General features: G+C 64.3%; 16 protein-coding genes. 9 read left to right on the top strand and 7 right to left on the bottom strand.

The features are described 5' to 3' along the window. Positions 1-15: 15 nt before the first annotated feature. The 7 genes from F3H95_RS11730 to F3H95_RS11700 all read right to left on the bottom strand — a co-directional run bounded on the left by F3H95_RS11730 (position 16) and on the right by F3H95_RS11700 (position 8,180). Positions 16-1,422 carry a dihydroorotase family protein gene (locus tag F3H95_RS11730; protein WP_149746099.1) on the bottom strand — a complete coding sequence of 469 codons (1,407 nt, stop codon included), beginning with the start codon at positions 1,420-1,422 and terminating at the stop codon, positions 16-18. Next, a complete protein-coding gene (locus tag F3H95_RS11725; protein WP_149746098.1) occupies positions 1,419-2,846 on the bottom strand; it encodes a hypothetical protein in 1,428 nt (475 codons plus the stop codon). Before F3H95_RS11725 ends, F3H95_RS11730 begins: the two co-directional genes overlap by 4 nt. Beyond that, a complete protein-coding gene (locus F3H95_RS11720; RefSeq protein ID WP_149746097.1) occupies positions 2,843-4,024 on the bottom strand; it encodes a pyridoxal phosphate-dependent aminotransferase in 1,182 nt (393 codons plus the stop codon). The genes F3H95_RS11725 and F3H95_RS11720 overlap by 4 nt, the downstream gene beginning before the upstream one ends. A gap of 4 nt (positions 4,025-4,028) precedes the next feature. Then, entirely contained in the window at positions 4,029-5,264 is a 1,236-nt protein-coding gene (locus F3H95_RS11715; protein ID WP_149746096.1) for an amidohydrolase family protein, read from the bottom strand. An 85-nt stretch (positions 5,265-5,349) separates the two neighbouring features. After that, complete coding sequence (locus F3H95_RS11710; protein ID WP_149746095.1) at positions 5,350-6,432, bottom strand: Ldh family oxidoreductase; 1,083 nt, start codon at positions 6,430-6,432, stop codon at positions 5,350-5,352. A 3-nt stretch (positions 6,433-6,435) separates the two neighbouring features. Beyond that, positions 6,436-7,314 carry a DUF4438 domain-containing protein gene (locus F3H95_RS11705; protein ID WP_149746094.1) on the bottom strand — a complete coding sequence of 293 codons (879 nt, stop codon included), beginning with the start codon at positions 7,312-7,314 and terminating at the stop codon, positions 6,436-6,438. Beyond that, entirely contained in the window at positions 7,311-8,180 is an 870-nt protein-coding gene (locus F3H95_RS11700) for a DUF4438 domain-containing protein (protein ID WP_244617990.1), read from the bottom strand. The genes F3H95_RS11705 and F3H95_RS11700 overlap by 4 nt, the downstream gene beginning before the upstream one ends. Positions 8,181-8,423: 243 nt before the next feature. On the opposite strand from F3H95_RS11700, the gene F3H95_RS11695 reads away from it, so the two are divergent. From F3H95_RS11695 to F3H95_RS11655, 9 genes are read left to right on the top strand one after another with little or no spacing between them, the layout of a single operon-like run. After that, complete coding sequence (locus F3H95_RS11695) at positions 8,424-9,917, top strand: carboxypeptidase M32 (RefSeq protein WP_244617989.1); 1,494 nt, start codon at positions 8,424-8,426, stop codon at positions 9,915-9,917. Positions 9,918-9,929: 12 nt separating this feature from the next. Next, positions 9,930-11,132: a pyridoxal phosphate-dependent aminotransferase gene (locus tag F3H95_RS11690; RefSeq protein ID WP_149746093.1), complete on the top strand. Its 1,203-nt coding sequence runs from the start codon at positions 9,930-9,932 to the stop codon at positions 11,130-11,132. Between the two features lie 12 nt (positions 11,133-11,144). Then, positions 11,145-11,630, top strand: a complete 486-nt coding sequence (locus F3H95_RS11685) for a VOC family protein (RefSeq protein WP_149746092.1) — start codon at positions 11,145-11,147, stop codon at positions 11,628-11,630. 2 nt (positions 11,631-11,632) lie between these two features. Next, positions 11,633-12,634, top strand: coding sequence for a M14 family metallopeptidase (locus tag F3H95_RS11680; RefSeq protein WP_149746091.1), 1,002 nt, complete (start codon positions 11,633-11,635; stop codon positions 12,632-12,634). A 24-nt stretch (positions 12,635-12,658) separates the two neighbouring features. Then, positions 12,659-13,576, top strand: a complete 918-nt coding sequence (locus F3H95_RS11675; RefSeq protein WP_149746090.1) for a polysaccharide deacetylase family protein — start codon at positions 12,659-12,661, stop codon at positions 13,574-13,576. Beyond that, on the top strand, positions 13,573-14,082 hold the full coding sequence (locus tag F3H95_RS11670; RefSeq protein WP_149746089.1) for an ureidoglycolate lyase: 510 nt from the start codon (positions 13,573-13,575) through the stop codon (positions 14,080-14,082). Before F3H95_RS11675 ends, F3H95_RS11670 begins: the two co-directional genes overlap by 4 nt. After that, entirely contained in the window at positions 14,075-14,746 is a 672-nt protein-coding gene (locus F3H95_RS11665) for a GntR family transcriptional regulator (protein WP_149746088.1), read from the top strand. Before F3H95_RS11670 ends, F3H95_RS11665 begins: the two co-directional genes overlap by 8 nt. Then, positions 14,743-15,636, top strand: a complete 894-nt coding sequence (locus F3H95_RS11660) for an NAD(P)-dependent oxidoreductase (RefSeq protein ID WP_188134369.1) — start codon at positions 14,743-14,745, stop codon at positions 15,634-15,636. The genes F3H95_RS11665 and F3H95_RS11660 overlap by 4 nt, the downstream gene beginning before the upstream one ends. Then, positions 15,633-16,646: a Gfo/Idh/MocA family oxidoreductase gene (locus tag F3H95_RS11655; protein ID WP_149746086.1), complete on the top strand. Its 1,014-nt coding sequence runs from the start codon at positions 15,633-15,635 to the stop codon at positions 16,644-16,646. Before F3H95_RS11660 ends, F3H95_RS11655 begins: the two co-directional genes overlap by 4 nt. Positions 16,647-16,706 lie beyond the last annotated feature (60 nt).

Here is a 16,706-nt window from a genome sequence, read left to right as displayed (position 1 = left end):
TCTCCTGTCTGCCTGTCATGCCACGGCCCTCGCCGCCATCGCGCCTGTCGGGACCGTGTAGCGGCCCCAGCCGGGGTCTGTGCTGATCTTTCCGTCCTCGAACACGGTGCGTCCGCGCACCAGGGTGCGACGGATGGCGCCTTCGAATTCGGCGTTCTGGTAGAGGTGCGAAATGTCGCGTGCGTGGGTGAAGAGCGTCTGCGGGGTAATGCGCGTGCGGCCCTTCAGATCCACGAGCACCAGATCGGCATCGGCCCCGACGCGGATTGCACCCTTGTCCGGCAGGTTGAAGCGGCGGGCGGCGTTGCCCGACAGCAGTGCCACCATGCGCGGCAGATCCAGCCTTTTCCTGCAGACCGCATCCAGCATGGCCGGCAGCATGGTTTCGAGCCCGGGCGAGCCGGGAGGGGCCTTCGGGAAATTGCCGAGATGGGCCTGCTTTTCCGCCAAGGCGAAGGCGGCATGGTCCGTCGTTACGTGATCGATGGTGCCATCGGCAAGCGCTGCCCACAGCGCATCCTGATCGGCCTTGCCGCGCACCGGCGGATTGATTTTTGCAAACACGCCTGCCGCCTGCACGTCTTCCACGGTTCGCACGAGATAATGCGGGCAGGTCTCCGCTGAAAAGTCGGAGGTTCCCTTGAAGCGGCGCAGCACGTCGACGGTAAGCGCGCTGGTGACATGCGCGATATGCAGGCGGGCCCCGGCCTGCATGTTCATCAAAAGCAGCTTGGCAACGGCGACGGCCTCGCAGATCTCGGGCCGAAGCGCACAATGCGTGGTGGCAAGCGACGGATCGAGACCGGCCGCCTCCGCGGCATAATGGGCCAGCAGCTGTTCGCTTTCGGCATGCACCACCACCGGCAGGCCGGTGCGCGCCAGCGCCTCAAGCGTTGCAAGCTGGCTTCCCTCGTCTGGAAAGGACAGGCCGGCGAACTCGTCATCGCGTCCGGGCGGGGCGGCGGTCGTGAAGATCTTGAAGGCGATGGCGCCGGCGCTCGCGCTCGCTTCCAGCGCCTTCGCCGAGAGATCTCCCGGCGCGGCATAGAGCGCAAAATCCACCAGCGCCCGGTCGGCGAAATGATCGCGCCGGATCATCACGCGCTCGGCGCTGTTGCAGCAGGGTTTCGAGATCGGCATCTCGAACAGCGTGGTGATGCCACCGGCGGCTGCTGCCCGGGTTTCGCTTTCCACGCTGCCGCGCTCGGGAAAGGCGGGTGCGCGCACATGGCAGTGAATGTCGATGACGCCAGGCAGGAGATGCAGTCCGGTGGCATCGATCACGTGGTCTGCTGCAACCGGGGTGCCGGGTGCCACCATGGCTGCGATCTTGCCGTACGCGAGCGCGACGTCGGCTGCTGCGATGCCATCGGAAGACACGATGTGGGCATTGCGGATCAGGGTCTCGTATGCAGCCGTCATTTCAGACCCAGTTCCGTCAGTGCCTTGGCCACGCCATCCAGGTTGGTCAGCTTCATGCTGGCATAATTGGGAGCAAGAACGATGCCATCTCCGCCGGCCCGGTAGGTTGCCATCACGCTGCGATAGGCAATGTCGGGCGTGCATTGCGCCTGATCGGCGCGGGTGCGGGGGGCATCCACGCCGATCCCCATGAACACTTTCGCCTTGCCGTTCACCCCGCGCACCGCATCGGCGCACTGGCCCTCCACATAGGTATCAGGATCCATGCCCGTCTGGATGACGCTCACATAGGGCGCCTCCTTCAGGCCGAGCAGCCGGTAGAGCACGGCGGTTGCCTCGTCCGGCGAAAAATCGCGCAGGATGGTCTTCTGGAAGAAGCCGAGTTCCTTGGCGAACACCTCACCGGCCTGATGCTGGTAGGTGATGGGTTTCACCCAGTCCGCATAGAGCGTCTGTTCTTCCCAGGGCCACTGCGCCTTGCGGAAGATGTTGAAATGGTTGCGGTTCCAGACATTGAGCCCGAAGGGGAGGGAGGGCTTGCACCATTTGACGAGGCCATAAAGCTCGCGATCCAGATCCTTGTTGCGCTCCAGCCAGAAACGCTCCCAGATCAGCGCCTCGGGATTGGCAAGCAGGGTCCGCAGGAAGGTGATGAAGGCGCCGTCCGCAAAACTCTTGCCGGCCTTCGCCTCCTGCATGAAGTCATAGAGGTTGAGGAGGGCCTTGCGGCAGGCCTCCACGTCGATGCCGCGTTCCATCGCCTCGCGTCGGGCATGGCTGGAAAAATCGCCGGGCGCACCGCCCTGGATCAGCGTGTCGAGCGGCGAGTTGCGCTCGTTGCACCACATCACGCCGTCGATCGGATGGTTTCGCACCTGATCCTCGATCATCGAGAGAATCCAGTTGCGATAACCGGGATGGCTGGTCGAGGGATCGGAGCCGATGCGACCGAAGATGTCGATCTCCATCGCCTGGGCGAGGTTCGGAATATCGACGGTGTTGACGGAGCCGTGGCCGGTATATTTGAAGAATGGCTCCATCAGTTCGATATAGACCTTCATGCCGCGCGCATGGGCCGCCGGCAGGACCATCTTCAGGATATCCTTGCCGTCAAACTGCGGGTCGCGGGTGCGATAATCCTTCATGAAGGTGCCGCCGTAATAGGCCGGGTCCGGGTCGAAATAGGCACCGCCCGTCATCGCGAAGGGTTCGGGCACGCCATGGTCCGGCCAGCCGTCGAGCTGCCAGGAAATCGAGCGGCCGGTCTTCAGACCGAGCCACGAGACGGTGCCGAGCATCAGCACGTTGACGCCCACCCGGTTCTGCAGCGTGTCGAGAACGGCCTCGACGCCCTCGTCGAGAAAGCTGATCGGGCTGATCTGGATGCCGACGAATTTTTGGTTCGGATCGGGTTTTCCGGTCATGCCGCGGCCTTTCCATGGCTGGCGATGAAGGTCTTCATGCGGGAGACGGCTTCCTTGATGCGCGGCAGCGGCTGCAGGAACGAAATGCGGATGTAGTCCGGGTTCGCATCGCCGAACATGGTGCCGGGAAACAGCATCACGCCCGTTTCGCGCAGCAGCCTTTCGCAGAATTCCGGTGTCGGCATGCCGGTGGAGGAGACGTTGGTATAGACGTAGAAGGCGCCGCCTGGATCCCCATAGGTCAGCCCCATCTCGTCCAGCGCCGGCAGCAGATAGGCGCGGCGCGCCGCATATTCGGCAATCATCGCCTCGATCGGTTCCTGCGGTCCGGTCAACGCGGCGAGGGCCGCGTGCTGGGAGATGGTGCAGGTATTGATCGACAGCGTGTGGCGCACCTCCACGATCTTTGCGACGTAATCCGAGGGGGCCGCCAGATAGCCGACCCGCCAGCCGGTCATCGCATAGGTCTTGGAGAAGCCGTTCAGCGTGATCGTCCGCTCCTTCATGCCGGGCAGGCTGGCGATCGCCAGATGCTCATGGCCCTCATAGATGATGCGGGCATAGATCTCGTCGGACACGATGAGGAGATTGTGCCGGACCGCGAGATCGGCGATCTCCCGGATGACGTCGGGCGGTGTCACCGCACCTGTCGGGTTGTTGGGGGAGACCAGCACGAACATTTTCGTGCGCGGCGTGATGCGCTTTTCGATCTCGGCAACGTCGAGCGCGAAATCATCGGCCTCATAGGTCGGAACCGGAACCGGAACGCCGCCCGCCAGCCGCACCGCCGTGTCATAGGTGGTGAAGCGCGGCGAGGTGATGAGAACCTCGTCGCCGGCGCCGATCAGCGTCAGCATGATCAGCGTGATCGATTCCTGCACGCCGGCGGTCACCACGATGTCGTCAGCGCCGTAGGCAAGCCCGTATTGCCGGTTGAGATCGGCAGCGATCGCCTCGCGCAGCGCCGGAATGCCGGTGGGGCCGGTATAATGGTGCTGGTTGTCGTGGATCGCGCGGATCGCGGCCTCGGCAATATGGGCGGGGGTGTGAAAATCCGGGTCGCCGCGCCCCATGGCAATCACGTCCGGCAGGCCGGCGGCGATGGCGAGCATCTTGCTGCGAAAGGCACCATCTTCCTCGGTGATGCGGTCGGTGAGGCAGTCTGTAACGAAACTCATGGGCTCAGTGCATCCGTTTTCCGGCGATGAAGGTCATGGCGATCTTTTCGAGCGCGAACAGGTCCTCGTCCGGCTTGCCGTCGACGACGATCAGGTCCGCGTCCTTGCCCGTCTCCACGGTGCCGATCAGGTGGTCCATCTTCGACAGTTTTGCGCCGCGGATGGTGATGGCGCGCAAAGCATCCAGCCGGTCGGGGCAGACGCCGACTTCGACCATGAAATCGAGTTCCGGCGCGATCGAGCTGTGTTCCACGGCGGGGCTTCCCGCATCGGTGCCGAAGACGATCGGCACGCCGGCTTTCGCCGCCCGCACCAGCCCGCCGAAGCGCGACTTGTCGGCGACCGCCTTCTGCCGCTCGAGGATCTTCCATTCCGGGATGCCGAATTTCCGGGCGATGTCCGGCTTCGACTGCATGACCAGCGCCGAGAAGGTGGTGACGATCGGGATTTTTTTGTCGAGGAGGATCTGGATCGTCTCGTCGCTCATCGAGCCGCCATGCTCGACGCAGTCCACGCCGAATTCGGCCACACGGCGGATGCAGGCGTCGTAGGTCGCATGCGCGGTAACCGGCAGGCGGTGCCGGTGCGCCTCGTCGATCAGCGCTTCCAGCTCCGCATCGGTGAATTCCAGCGTGTCGTGGCAGGCCATGATCTTGATGAGGTCGGCGCCGCCCTTCAGCTGGTCGCGCACGGCGCGGCGCATCTCGTCGGCGCCGCTCGCCTCCCGGCAGACCCAATAGGTGTGGCCGCCGGTCTGGATGATGGCTTCCCCGCACACCTTCAGGCGCGGTCCGGGGAAGATGCCCTGTTCCACTGCCTGCTTGGTGAAAAGGTTGGCATTGTGGACGCCGAGATCGCGCACCAGCGTGATGCCGGATTGCAGGCTGCGCAGCATGTTGCCGGCCGCCTTGTAGGCGCGGATTTCCGGGCTGTCATACATGGACTGGAAGGAGAGTTCGTGAATGCCGTCCCAGGAGAGGTGCGCATGGGAATTGATCATGCCGGGCATGATCGTCTTCGCCCCGGTGTCGATCACCTCGGCGCCCACGGGCATCGCCGCCAGATCGGCGCGACGTCCGACCGCCGTGATGCGCCCACCCTGCACCTCGACGAAACCGTCCTCGATGATCTCGTCACCGACGGCGGTGATGATGCGCCCCAGGAGCAGGCGGTGCGGGGCAGGGATGTCGAACATCGGCTTGATGATCTTGGTGTAACGCCAGGCTGCGGGTTCGGGCATGGTCAAAACCTCCAAAAGGATGGGAATGCGCGGTCGCGCGTGTTTCGTTGAAGCGCCGCTGTGGGCGCCGCATAGGCGGGCGGGCTCACAGCACGTCCTCGCGATAGGGGCCGAGAATATCGATGGCGGCCGAGATGCCGAGTTCGCGGCCAAGCGCCAGAAGGTCGGCCAGAACCTCGTCGTCCAGCGGCACGCCTTGCTCGGATTTGCGGGAGACGCGGCGTGCCTCCTGCTCGCCGGGCAGCAGGATTTCGGAAAAACCGGGACGCGTCTTGCGGCTCTTCACCATGCCGGCAAAGTCGTTCATGCGCGCCTTGAAGGTCTCGATCGGCATGAACCATTCGATGTCGATGGCGGTGAGCGCATGGGAAACATCGAGCCGCGCCGGATCGGCGTAAGGGGTGAGCCCGAAGCCGCCGCCGCCGATCACGCCGGTCAAAACGTCGGTCATGAAGGCAAGGCCGTAGCCCTTGTATTCGCCGATGGCGAGCAGCGCGCCCTTCATGGCGGCATCGGGATCGTCGGTCACTTCTCCGTCCGGGGTCAGCGCCCAGTCGAGCGGCATCTTACGGCCCTCGCGCGAGCGCCACAGCATCATGCCCTTGCCGGCGGTCGTCAGGGCAAAGTCCATCACGACGGGGAAGCCGAGGCCGGTCGGGGCGGCAATCCCCCACGGATTGGTGCCCACCGCACCCTCGCGGGCACCCCAGGGGGCCATTTCCGGTCCGGCGTTCGTATAGGCGATCCCGATACAGCCGGCTTCCTCCGCCTGACAGGCATGCACGGCAGACGAACCGTAATGCGTGGAATTTCGCACGATCACCTGACCGATGCCGCAGGTCTTCGATTTCTCGATGGCGAGTTTCATGGCGCGCGCCGCCGCAACGGTGCCGATGCCGTTATGCGCATCCACCAAAGCAAGCGCCGGGCTTTCCTTGACGACTTCGAAGGGCGCGCGCGGATCGACCAGCTTCTGGCTGATGCGTTCCTGATAGCGGCGCAACCGCCGCACGCCCTGGCCATGGCCGGGGTGAAAGCGCAGTTCTGAAAAGATCAACGCATCGGCAAAGATCCGTGCGTCCTCAGCGCTCAGCCCGAGAGCCTCGAACCCCTCGGTCATGAAGGCGGACAGGCTTTGTCTGTCGACGCTGGTCATAGAAATCGGCATGGCTCAGGGCTCCAGCGCAAGAAGCGTTGCGATATTGGTGCCGGGCGCCGCAAACGATCCGAGTTCGCCCTTCGGGGCCGTCATGATGACGGTGAGCCCCGGGCCGTAGCCGGCGCGCGGACCGTCGGTCTGGCCAACGACGCCGATGCCGAGCGCACCGCGCAGATAGCCGTGATTGTAGCGGCTGTCGGTGTTTTCGATCGCCACCACATCGCCGAGCCGCAGCGAGGAAAGGCCGGCCTTTTCCACCTCGGCGCGATCCGTGGTCTGGATGTGCAGGCTGCCGCCTTCGCTGGTGAGGCCGGCCCCGGCACCAACGAGATGGGCCGGAACGGTCGCGACGGTGCCGATCTTCAACACACCGTCTTCCACCTTCTTCGGCAGTGCCTTCAGGAGCGCCGGAGAGAGGCCCTTGCAGGCGACCGCCGCATGACCGCGGATCTCCATGCCGGTGCCGAGCGCGCGGACCACGATCTGGTCACCGACCGCCATCTTCCGGCGCACCTCGACCGGGAAATGTACGATCACCTGTTCGGAGAAGCGGCCCGACTTGCCGGTCACCACGCCCTTCGCACCCTGTGCCTGGCCGGTCATCACCACGGCCGTGTTGCCAAGGCAGGCAAAGACGTTGAGGCCGCGGTTCTTCAGGTCATCGGCGCCCTTGATCGAGACGCCGGGATGGATGCAGTCGGCCGCCCAGCCGAAGGCGCGGTCGCCGACGGAGACATTGTAGACGATGCCGCCGAAGGTCGGCAGCAGGAAGGGCGTCCCGTCGGCTGCGAGCCGATAGGGTTCGGCCGGAAGCCCGGGAAAGCCCGGATGCGCGATGGCGCCGCCAACCGAGACGGAAACCAGATCGGCCTCGTTCAACTCAATGCTCATGCGCGGGCTCCGATCGAGAAATAGTCGGCAATGTTGGCGGTGGGATCGATGTGGAAGCTGATGCCGCCGATGGCGGCCGTCATCAGGGTGAGAATGCCGGGGCCATGGCCGGTCATCACGGAATCGCCGTGGATGCAGAGCGCGATCGACACTGCCCCTTCGCGGTAGGATCGGCCGAAATGGTGGTCGGCATGGCGGATGGCGATGAGATCGCCGAGCCGCATCCGGTCGATGCCGAGATCGGCCATCAGCTGGCGGTCGCCGCTCATCAGGTCCTGGTCGACATATTCGGAGTTGAGTTCGGCGCCCGATCCCATGATGTCGATCGGCAGTTCCATGGCAACCGGCACATGCAGGGTGCCGTCCTCGCCGCGCGTCAGGCGCAGCGCCTGCAGCAGGCGCGGACTGGTCTTCTTGAATTCCACATGGGGAAAATCGGCAAGCGCGATGCCGCGCCCCTTGGCCATGATCTGGATCTGGTCGCCGATGTTGAGTTTCTCGTTCACCTCGTCCGGGAAATCGACCAACAGCCGCGCATGCTCGCCGGTCACCACGCCGCGCGCCCCCTTGGCAAGGCCCGAGGTCACCATGGCTTCGTTGCCGATGCAGGTGAGGTAGTGCAGGGCGAAATCGGACTTTTCGTCGGGGTGGGCAATGGAGACGCCGGGCTCGACATGGTCGCCCGCCCAGCCGAAGGCGCGATCGCCGACGCGGGCATTGTAGGTGACCCCGTACATGCCGGGCAGCATGACGCCGCGGCCGTCGGGATGGTGGAGATAACCGCCGGGCCGCAGCGCCGGCTGGCTGACATAGCCGCACACGGCCATCTCCACGAGGGTGTCCTCGTTGCTCTTCAGGTCACTCAATTTCCGTTCCCCTTCGGCTGTTTTCCGCCGTTCGAAAAAGTTCCGGAGCGCTCGCTTGACAGCTGGTGATTTTCCGGATCAGTATCTGCACATCGATTGTCGACTGTATACAAGCACACAGAATGCATATTGAAATTTAGACGTCAAGCGTCCAGTTGGCCACGATAAAGAAATGCAAATAACAGAGGGGTGCGAGGCGATCGTCTCGTAGAAACAATGAGTTATGCGGATTTTATGGACGCGATGGGCAGGGTCAACGACCTGCTGAACGCGGAATCGATCCTGAAGTGGGATGCCCGGACCATGATGCCGCCCGGCGGCGCCGTGACACGCGGCAAGCAGGTCTCGACGCTCGCGGTCCTCGCCCGCGACCTCCTGGTGTCAGACGATACCCGTCGCAAGCTCGACGCGGCCGCACGGGAGATGGCGGCCAAGCCGGAGGATGCCGTCGAGCAGGTGATGATCGCCCAGGCCCGCGCGGCGATCGACTACCATCTCGCCATTCCCGCAAGCCTTCTGCAGCGGCGCACTGAACTCGGCTCCATTGGCCAGGTGGTCTGGGCGAAGGCGCGGGCGGAGAACGATTTTGCCTCCTTCGCGCCGATCCTCGAGCAGACGGTGGCGCTGAACCGCGAGATGGCCGAGGTGATCGGCTATGCGGAGCATCCCTATGATGCACTGATGTTTCGCTTTGAGCCGGGCGAGACGGTGGCGACGCTGAAGACGCTGTTTGGCCGCCTGCGCGAGGCGCTTCTGCCGCTGGTCCGCGCCATCGGCGAGAAGCCGGAGCCGCGCTTCGATTTCCTGAGGCGCCACTATCCCGTCGACCGGCAGCATCAGTTTGCGCTGAAGATGGCGGAGACGGTGGGCTATGATCTGAACCGCGGTCGCCTCGACACCACCGTCCACCCGTTCGAGGTATCCTTCACCCGCAACGACGTGCGCATCACCACGCGGTTCAATCCGACCTACATGCCGGCAAGCCTGTTCGGCGCGCTGCATGAGGCAGGCCACGGACTTTACGAGCAGGGCGTCGACGATGCCTATACGCGCACTCCGTTCGCCACGGATCTCGTGGGCCTCTATGCGGTGGGCGGCGTCTCCTTCGGCGCGCATGAAAGCCAGTCGCGCCTCTGGGAGAACCATGTCGGCCGCGCCCGCGCTTTCTGGAACATCCACTTTGCAACAGCGCAGGAATTCTATCCCGAGCAGCTTGGCGATGTCACGGCCGAGGAATTCTACCGGGCCATCAACCGCTGCAAGCCGGGCTTCATCCGGGTCGAGGCGGATGAGCTGACCTATGATTTCCACGTGATGCTGCGCACCGACATCGAGGCGGCGCTGATCGACGGTTCGCTGAAGGTGAAGGACCTGCCGGAGGCCTGGAACGCCAAGATCAAGGAGTATCTCGGTCTTGACGTGCAGAATGACACGCTGGGCGTGCTGCAGGACGTGCACTGGTCGTCCGGGCAGATCGGCACCTTCTGCAACTATACGATCGGCAATGTGATGGCCGGCCAGTTGTTCGAGACCGCAAGCCGCGATCCCGTCATAGCCGAAGGGCTCTCCAGCGGCAATTACGATCCGCTGCGCGCCTTCATGGTGGAGCATGTGCACCAGCACGGTCGCCGCTATTCCCGCGACACGCTGCTCGTCAAGGCAACCGGCCGGCCGCTCGATCCGGAACCCTACATCGCCCACCTCACGCGCAAATATTCCGAGCTCTACGAACTGTAAGGGAGGGCAGCCATGTCCGAGAACCAGCCACTGTCCGGACGCCTTGCCGACCGCGTGAAGCTTCGGGAAGAGCATGTCATTACCCGCATGGCCGATATCGCGGAAAAGCTGACGGATGTGATCCGTCTTGGCCGCGGCGATCCCGATCTCGACACACCCGCCCATATCGTCAAGGCGGGGCAGGATGCGCTCGGGCGCGGCGAGACCCATTACGGCCATCCGCTCGGCTTGCCTGCGCTGCGCCAGGCAATTGCGGAAAACATCAGGGCGCATGGCGGCGCCGAATACGCGCCGGACGAGATCGTCGTCACCCCCGGCGGCCAGCATGCGATGTTCGTCATCGCGCTTGCCCTCTTGAACCCCGGCGACGAGATCATCGTGCCGTGCCCGGGCTACAATCCCTATAGCCAGGCCGCCGAACTCTCTTCGGCCGAAGTGGTGCCGGTGCGCATGAGCATGGACACCAATTTCACGCTGACGGCGGCGATGATCGAGGCGCATATCACGCCGCGCAGCAAGGTTCTGGTGCTGATCAATCCGAACAACCCGACCGGCACGGTGACGCCGCCGGACGAGGTGGAGCGGATCGCCAAACTCGCGATCAAGCATGACCTGATCGTCATTTCTGACGAAATCTATGCCCGCCTCGTCTATGGCAACCAGCGCATCCAGCCGGTGGCGGCGCTGCCGGGCATGCGCGAGCGCACGATCACGCTCTCCGGCTTTTCCAAGGCCTATGCCATGACCGGCTGGCGCGTCGGCTATTTCGCGGGGCCGAAGGCGCTGATTACGGCCATGGCCGAGATCAACCATGCCTTCGCCATTTCGACGGCATCCGTCAGCCAGCACGCCGCCCTTGCGGCGCTCACCGGCCCGCAGGACTGCGTCGAGGAGATGCGCCTGATCTACGACGAGCGCCGCAAGGCGCTCTGCGAGGGCCTTGATCGCATCGGCATTCCCTATGCCGAGCCGCAGGGCGCCTTCTATGTCTATGCCAATGTCTCGGTGGTGGGCATCCCGGCCAGTCTCTTCTGCGAGCGCCTGCTCGCCGAAGGCCGGGTGATGATCTATCCCGGCCGCATTTACGGCGACTACACGGACGATTTCGTCCGCATGTCGCTGACCCAGCCCGTGGAACGCATCCGCGAGGCAATGACCCGCATCCAGACCGTCGTCCATGCCATCCGGTCCGAGCGCTCCGCGCCGGCCGCCTGAAGAGAGGTTCTCATGTCCGTCAAGTCAGACAATCCCAACGTCAAGTCCATCAAGCACATGGCCTTTGCCGTGCGCGACGCCAAGGCCGCGCTGGAAAACTACGCCAAGTTCCTCGACGTGCCCGCCGAGACGGCGCTGATCGACTACCCGAAGTCGAAGAACCGCGTGGCGCTCTTCAATCTCGGCGGCATCGAATACCAGCTCTGCCAATCGCTGGAGGAGGGCGGTCGCTTCGATGCGTGGATCAAGGAGCGCGGCGCCGAGGGCCTGCATCACATCTGCTACGAGGTCGAGAACATCGACCAGGCGCTCGACCATGCCAAGGAACAGGGCGCGGAACTGCGCATCTGCAAGGCTTGCGGCGTCTATGGCTCGCACCCGCATCCGGAAGGCTATGTCGCCTTCCTCGACAATGATGCCGGCGGCATCGAGATCGAGTTCATGCAGGTCTACACGCCCGAAGAGCTTGAAAAGTATAACCAGTACAAGGGTATCTGAGCATGTCGGAAGCCAAGACCGTTACCGTTGGTACTGCAACCGCAAGGCCGGGCGAAGTGGTGCGCGGGGTCATTCCCGTCACCGAACTTGCCGGCGGCTCGAAGGTTGAAATCCCGCTGGTCATCGTCAACGGCGTCAAGCCCGGCCCGGTGTTCTGGGTGGATGGCGCGATCCATGGCGACGAGCCGGAAGGACCGCTTGCCTGCGCCATCGCGCTGAAGGAAGTCGATCCGCAGCAGCTGTCCGGCACGCTCGTGATGGTGCCGGTCATGAACGTGATGGCGTTCGAAAACGCCAATCGCGGCAATCCGCTCGACACCTTCTCCTTCGACATGAACCGTATCTATCCCGGCCGTGCCAACGGCTATCTCTCCGAACGGGTGGCCTGGGCGCATTCGCAATGGATGAGCAAGGTCGCCGATTTCGAGATCTCCATTCATTCCGGCGGCGCCCATTCCTTCCTCGCCAAGGCCATCTTCGTGGACGAAAGCCCGGCCTCGGTCGAACTGGCCATGGCGATGGGCGAGGGCTGGGGCTGCATCATGTCCAACTTCCTGCCCAAGGGCTCGCCCATGGCGCAGATGAAGGAGATCGGCAAGACCGGCATCACCGTCGAGCTTGGCGGACGCTCCGCCACCTCGCCGGAACGCTTTGCCCATGTCGCACGCGAACTGGCGAACTCGATCCTCAACATCCTCAGGCACTACAAGATGTATCCGGGAACCGCGACCTATCCGACGGATGCGACGAAGGGCCAGCAGGAGGCGCTGCTCGCGCCTGCCTCCGGCATCTTCATTCCGACGCTCGGCGTGGATTTCCTCAAGCCCATGACCAAGGGGCAGTCGATTGCCCGGATCGTCAACATCTTCGGGGATGAACTGGCCGAACTCGTGGCGCCTGCCGATGGCATGATCTTTGGTCTGAGAGCCCTGCCCAACGTCAACACCGGCGACTGGTGCTGCTTCTTCAACAAGGTCGAGGGAGCGCGCGTCTGGTCGGCGTAAGCCGGTGCGACGTCAGGGGGCACCATGCGAGATTTCATCGGATATGCCAATCGACCTCCTCAGTTCCGCTGGCCGGGTGACAGCGGCCTCGCGGTCAACATCGTCCTGAACTACGAGGAGGGATCGGAATATTCGGTCGCGGACGGCGATGGCCGTTCGGAAACGGCGCTGCTGGAGATCAACCAGCCGCGCGTCCCCCCCGGCGATCGCGATCTCGCATCCGAAAGCATGTATGAATATGGCAGCCGCGTCGGCTTCTGGCGCCTGCACCGGCTGTTTACCGAGCGCAATCTGCCGCTGACAGTGTTTGCCAGCGCCCAGGCGCTGGAACGCAATGCAGAGGTGGCATCGGCCATTGCTCGCACCGACTGGGACATTGCCTGCCACGGATGGCGGTGGGTCGAGCATTACCGGCTGGACGAGGCGACCGAGCGCGAGCACATCGCCCGCGCCTTCGACAGCATCGTTGCGACCGTGGGCCGTCCGCCCGCCGGCTGGTATTCCCGCTACAGCCGCAGTGCCGCGACCCGGCGGCTGGTGGTCGAGCATGGCGGCTATGACTATGACAGCGATGCCTATAATGACGAGGTGCCCTACTGGGTCCGCGTCGATGGACGCCCGCACCTCGTCGTTCCCTATTCTCTCGTCACCAATGACGCCAAGTTCGTACAGGGCGGCTGGGTGACGGGCCGCAGCTATGCGGAATTCCTCATCGAATCCTTCGACATGCTGCTGAAGGAAAGCCGGTCGCAGCCGCGCATGATGTCGGTCGGCCTGCATCCGCGGGTCATCGGGCATCCGGGCCGCGCCTCCGGTCTCGAACGCTTTCTCGATCACGTGGCGGGCTGTGAGGGCGTCTGGATGGCGCGGCGGCAGGATATCGCCCGCCACTGGAAGGCCGAAATGCCCTTTGACGCGCTGGCTGCAAAGGAGAGCACATGAATTTCGTGCCTCTGGAGCAGGGACTATCCGCGCAGGATTTTGCGCCGTTCGGCGGCTTTATCGACAGGCCGGGCGTGATCGGCGATCGGCGGTTCTATTCGGACTGGCTGGGCGCAGACCGGCCGGAATGCGCACCGGTGCTGCACACCAACCGCATCGCGCCCAGCGAATGCCCGGTCGCTCTCGACAGCCTGGAACATCACCCGCACGCGGCCCAGGTTTTTCTGCCTCTCGATGTATCGCGCTATCTGGTGATGGTAGCGCCCTCCGATGCGGACGGTCGGCCCCTCATCAGCGCGCTCAGGGCCTTCGTGATGCCGGGCTCCCTCGGTGTCGTCTACCGGCCCGGCGTCTGGCACGCGGGCGCCCGTGTTCTGGATCGCGAGGGCAGTTTCGCCGTGCTGATGTGGCGCGGTTCGCAAAACGACGACGTGCATCTGCCGATCGCGCCGCTGCTCGTCGGCCCGGACCCGGAGAAGGCGATGGTAGGAGGCGCGCATGGTTGAGCCACAGGCCGATATCGCCCGCATCGAAAGCCTGCCGCTGAGGCTGGTGGTGGCCGACATGCTGCGCACCGGAATCGTGGAGGGCAGGTTGCGGCCCGGCACGCCGATCGTCGAGGCAGCGTTGGCGGAACAGCTGAACGTGTCGCGCGCGCCGGTCCGCGAAGCGATCCAGATCCTCGAAGCCGATGGCCTGATCGACAACCTTCCCTACAAGGGCAAGCGGGTGAAGCCGCTGACGGCCAAATCCGTTGAGGAAATCTACAGCATCCGCGAGCAGTTCGAGGCCTTTGCCGTTCGCCGCATCATCGACAGCGGCGCGGATGTCAGCCCGCTCAACGCGCATGTGGCGGCGATGTTTGCCGCAGCCGATGCGGCCGATCTCGTGGCCCTGATCGCGGCGGATGCCGCCTTTCATCGCACCCTCATCCGGCTTGCCGATCACGGCCTGCTGCTGACGCTCTGGGATCATCTGGCGCTGCGCATCCGGCAGATCATGGCCCTGCGCAATCGCGCCAATGCGGACCTGCGCCAGGTTGCGGCCAATCATCCGCCAATCGTGGACGCGCTTGCCGCCCGCGATCTGGACCGTGTGCTCTCTCTTGTATCTCAGCACAGCCGGTCTGCCTCGGAGATCGACCTGAAATGGCTGGAGGTTGCGCCATGACCCGGCCCGGTATTCTCATCACCGGTGGCGGCGGCTTTGTCGGCTCGCATCTGGTCGATGGGCTTTCGGCGCTGGGCTATCCGGTCACGGCGCTCGATCGCGCCTTCGATGCCGCGACGCGAAGCCGGCTTGCCGGCATCCAGTTGATCGAGGCGGAGCTGACCGCCGAAACACTGCGGGCCGCGATGGACGAGACCATCGGCATCGTCATCCATGGCGCGGCGCTGACGACGCCGCCGGAATGCCTTGGGATCTCCGAGATTGCCCATGTGCGGGACAACGTCACCCTGTTGATCGATTGCCTTGATCAGGCCGTGGCGCGGGGGATCGGTTGCTTCATCTTTCTCTCCTCGTCCGGTGTCTTCGCCTTCGATGAGGCCGATCTGCTGGATGAGGCCGTCGCACCGCAGGGGACGTCCGCCTATGCGCTGGGCAAGCGCGCCGGCGAAGTGATCGCGCTGGCGCGGCCGGAAACGCTCGTGCTCAGGCTTGGGCCGCTCTACGGACCGCACGAGGAAAGCCGCCCGACGCGCCGTTTCGTCTCGCCGATCCGGCAATGGCTGGACGCTGCGCAGAAGGGAATGCCGCTCGTTGTCGCAAGTCCGCAATCGCGGCGCGACTGGACCTTCCTGCCGGATCTGGCCGCAGCGATCGACCGGCTGATCCGCTCGGAAGCACGTGGCCTCATGCATCTGACCTCCGGGGAGATCATCTCCGATCTTGCGCTTGCCGAAACGATTGCCGCGCGCACGCCCGGCCTGGTCGCGGAGCGTGCAGACGAAACCGGGCCAAAGCGGGTGCCGATGGTGTCGCGGCGCCCGGATCTTAAGGGCTTTGCCTGGACTCCGCTGGCGCGCGGCCTGCACCTGATGTCGGAGGTCCGCCCATGACGCCGCTGCGTTTCATCATTGTCGGCCTCGGCGCCCGCGCCCAGTACTGGATCAAGGTCCTGCAGGCGAATGCCGATTGCCGGATCGTCGGCCTCATCGACCCGCTGGAGGCCAACCGCACCCGCGCCGCAGATCAGTGCCCGGATGCGGTGACCGGCGCGGATCTGACGCTGATCGACCATCTTCCGGCCGATGCGGTGCTGCTCTGCACGCCGCCTGCCGGGCGTGAAGCGCAGATCGAGGCCTGCTGCCGTGCAGGCCTGCCGATCCTTGCCGAAAAGCCGCTGGCGGACAGCGTGCCGCGCGCGCGAGATTATGTCGCCATGGCGGAATCCGCCGGCGTGCCGCTGATGGTGGTGCTGAACTTCCGCTATCTGCCGGTCACGCGCCAGACGCTGCGTCTGTTTTCCGACGAGGTCGGGCAACCCGCCTTCTCGCGCTTCACCTACGAGCGCTGGCGGGATGGTTACCTGCCGCATCTCAACAAGTACCCGCTCACCATGCAGCATCCGATGCTCTGGGAGCAGTCGATCCATCATTTCGACCTGATGCGCTTCGTCTACGGCGCGGAGCCCGTGTCGATCTATGCCCGCACCTTCAATCCGCCGTGGTCGATGTATGCCGATGACGCCAATGTCAGCGCCATCATCACCTTCGCCAATGGTGTCGTCACCGAATACCAGGGCACCTGGCAGGGCAACTGGAGCGTACCCGGCTTCGAATGGCGCCATGATTGCGCAGAAGGCGTCGTGATCCAGAAGGATCAGTTCGGATCGCTGGGTTTTGCCCGGCGTGCTGAGGATGCCCTGACCGAGGTGCCGCTGCCGGCCTACCGGCAGTGGATCGACGATGCCTCCGCACTCCTCATCCGTTTCGTCGCAGCCCTTCGGGGCGAAGGCCCGCTCGAGTGTTCGGGCCGCGACCATCTCCATTCGCTCCAGATGGTGGAAGCCTGCATTCAGTCCTCCCGGACGGGGCAAGCCATCCAGATTGCCGATCTCATGACGTGACGGGGCGATCGATCGGCCAAAGCAGACAAAGCCAAGAATAACCACAGAGGGCAAGGAACT

It is taken from the genome of Rhizobium sp. RU35A, assembly GCF_900156005.1.
In the GTDB taxonomy this organism is placed as follows: domain Bacteria; phylum Pseudomonadota; class Alphaproteobacteria; order Rhizobiales; family Rhizobiaceae; genus Neorhizobium; species Neorhizobium straminoryzae.
Note: the sequence above shows the minus strand (reverse complement) of the source record. Positions and strands in the feature narration are given on the sequence as shown.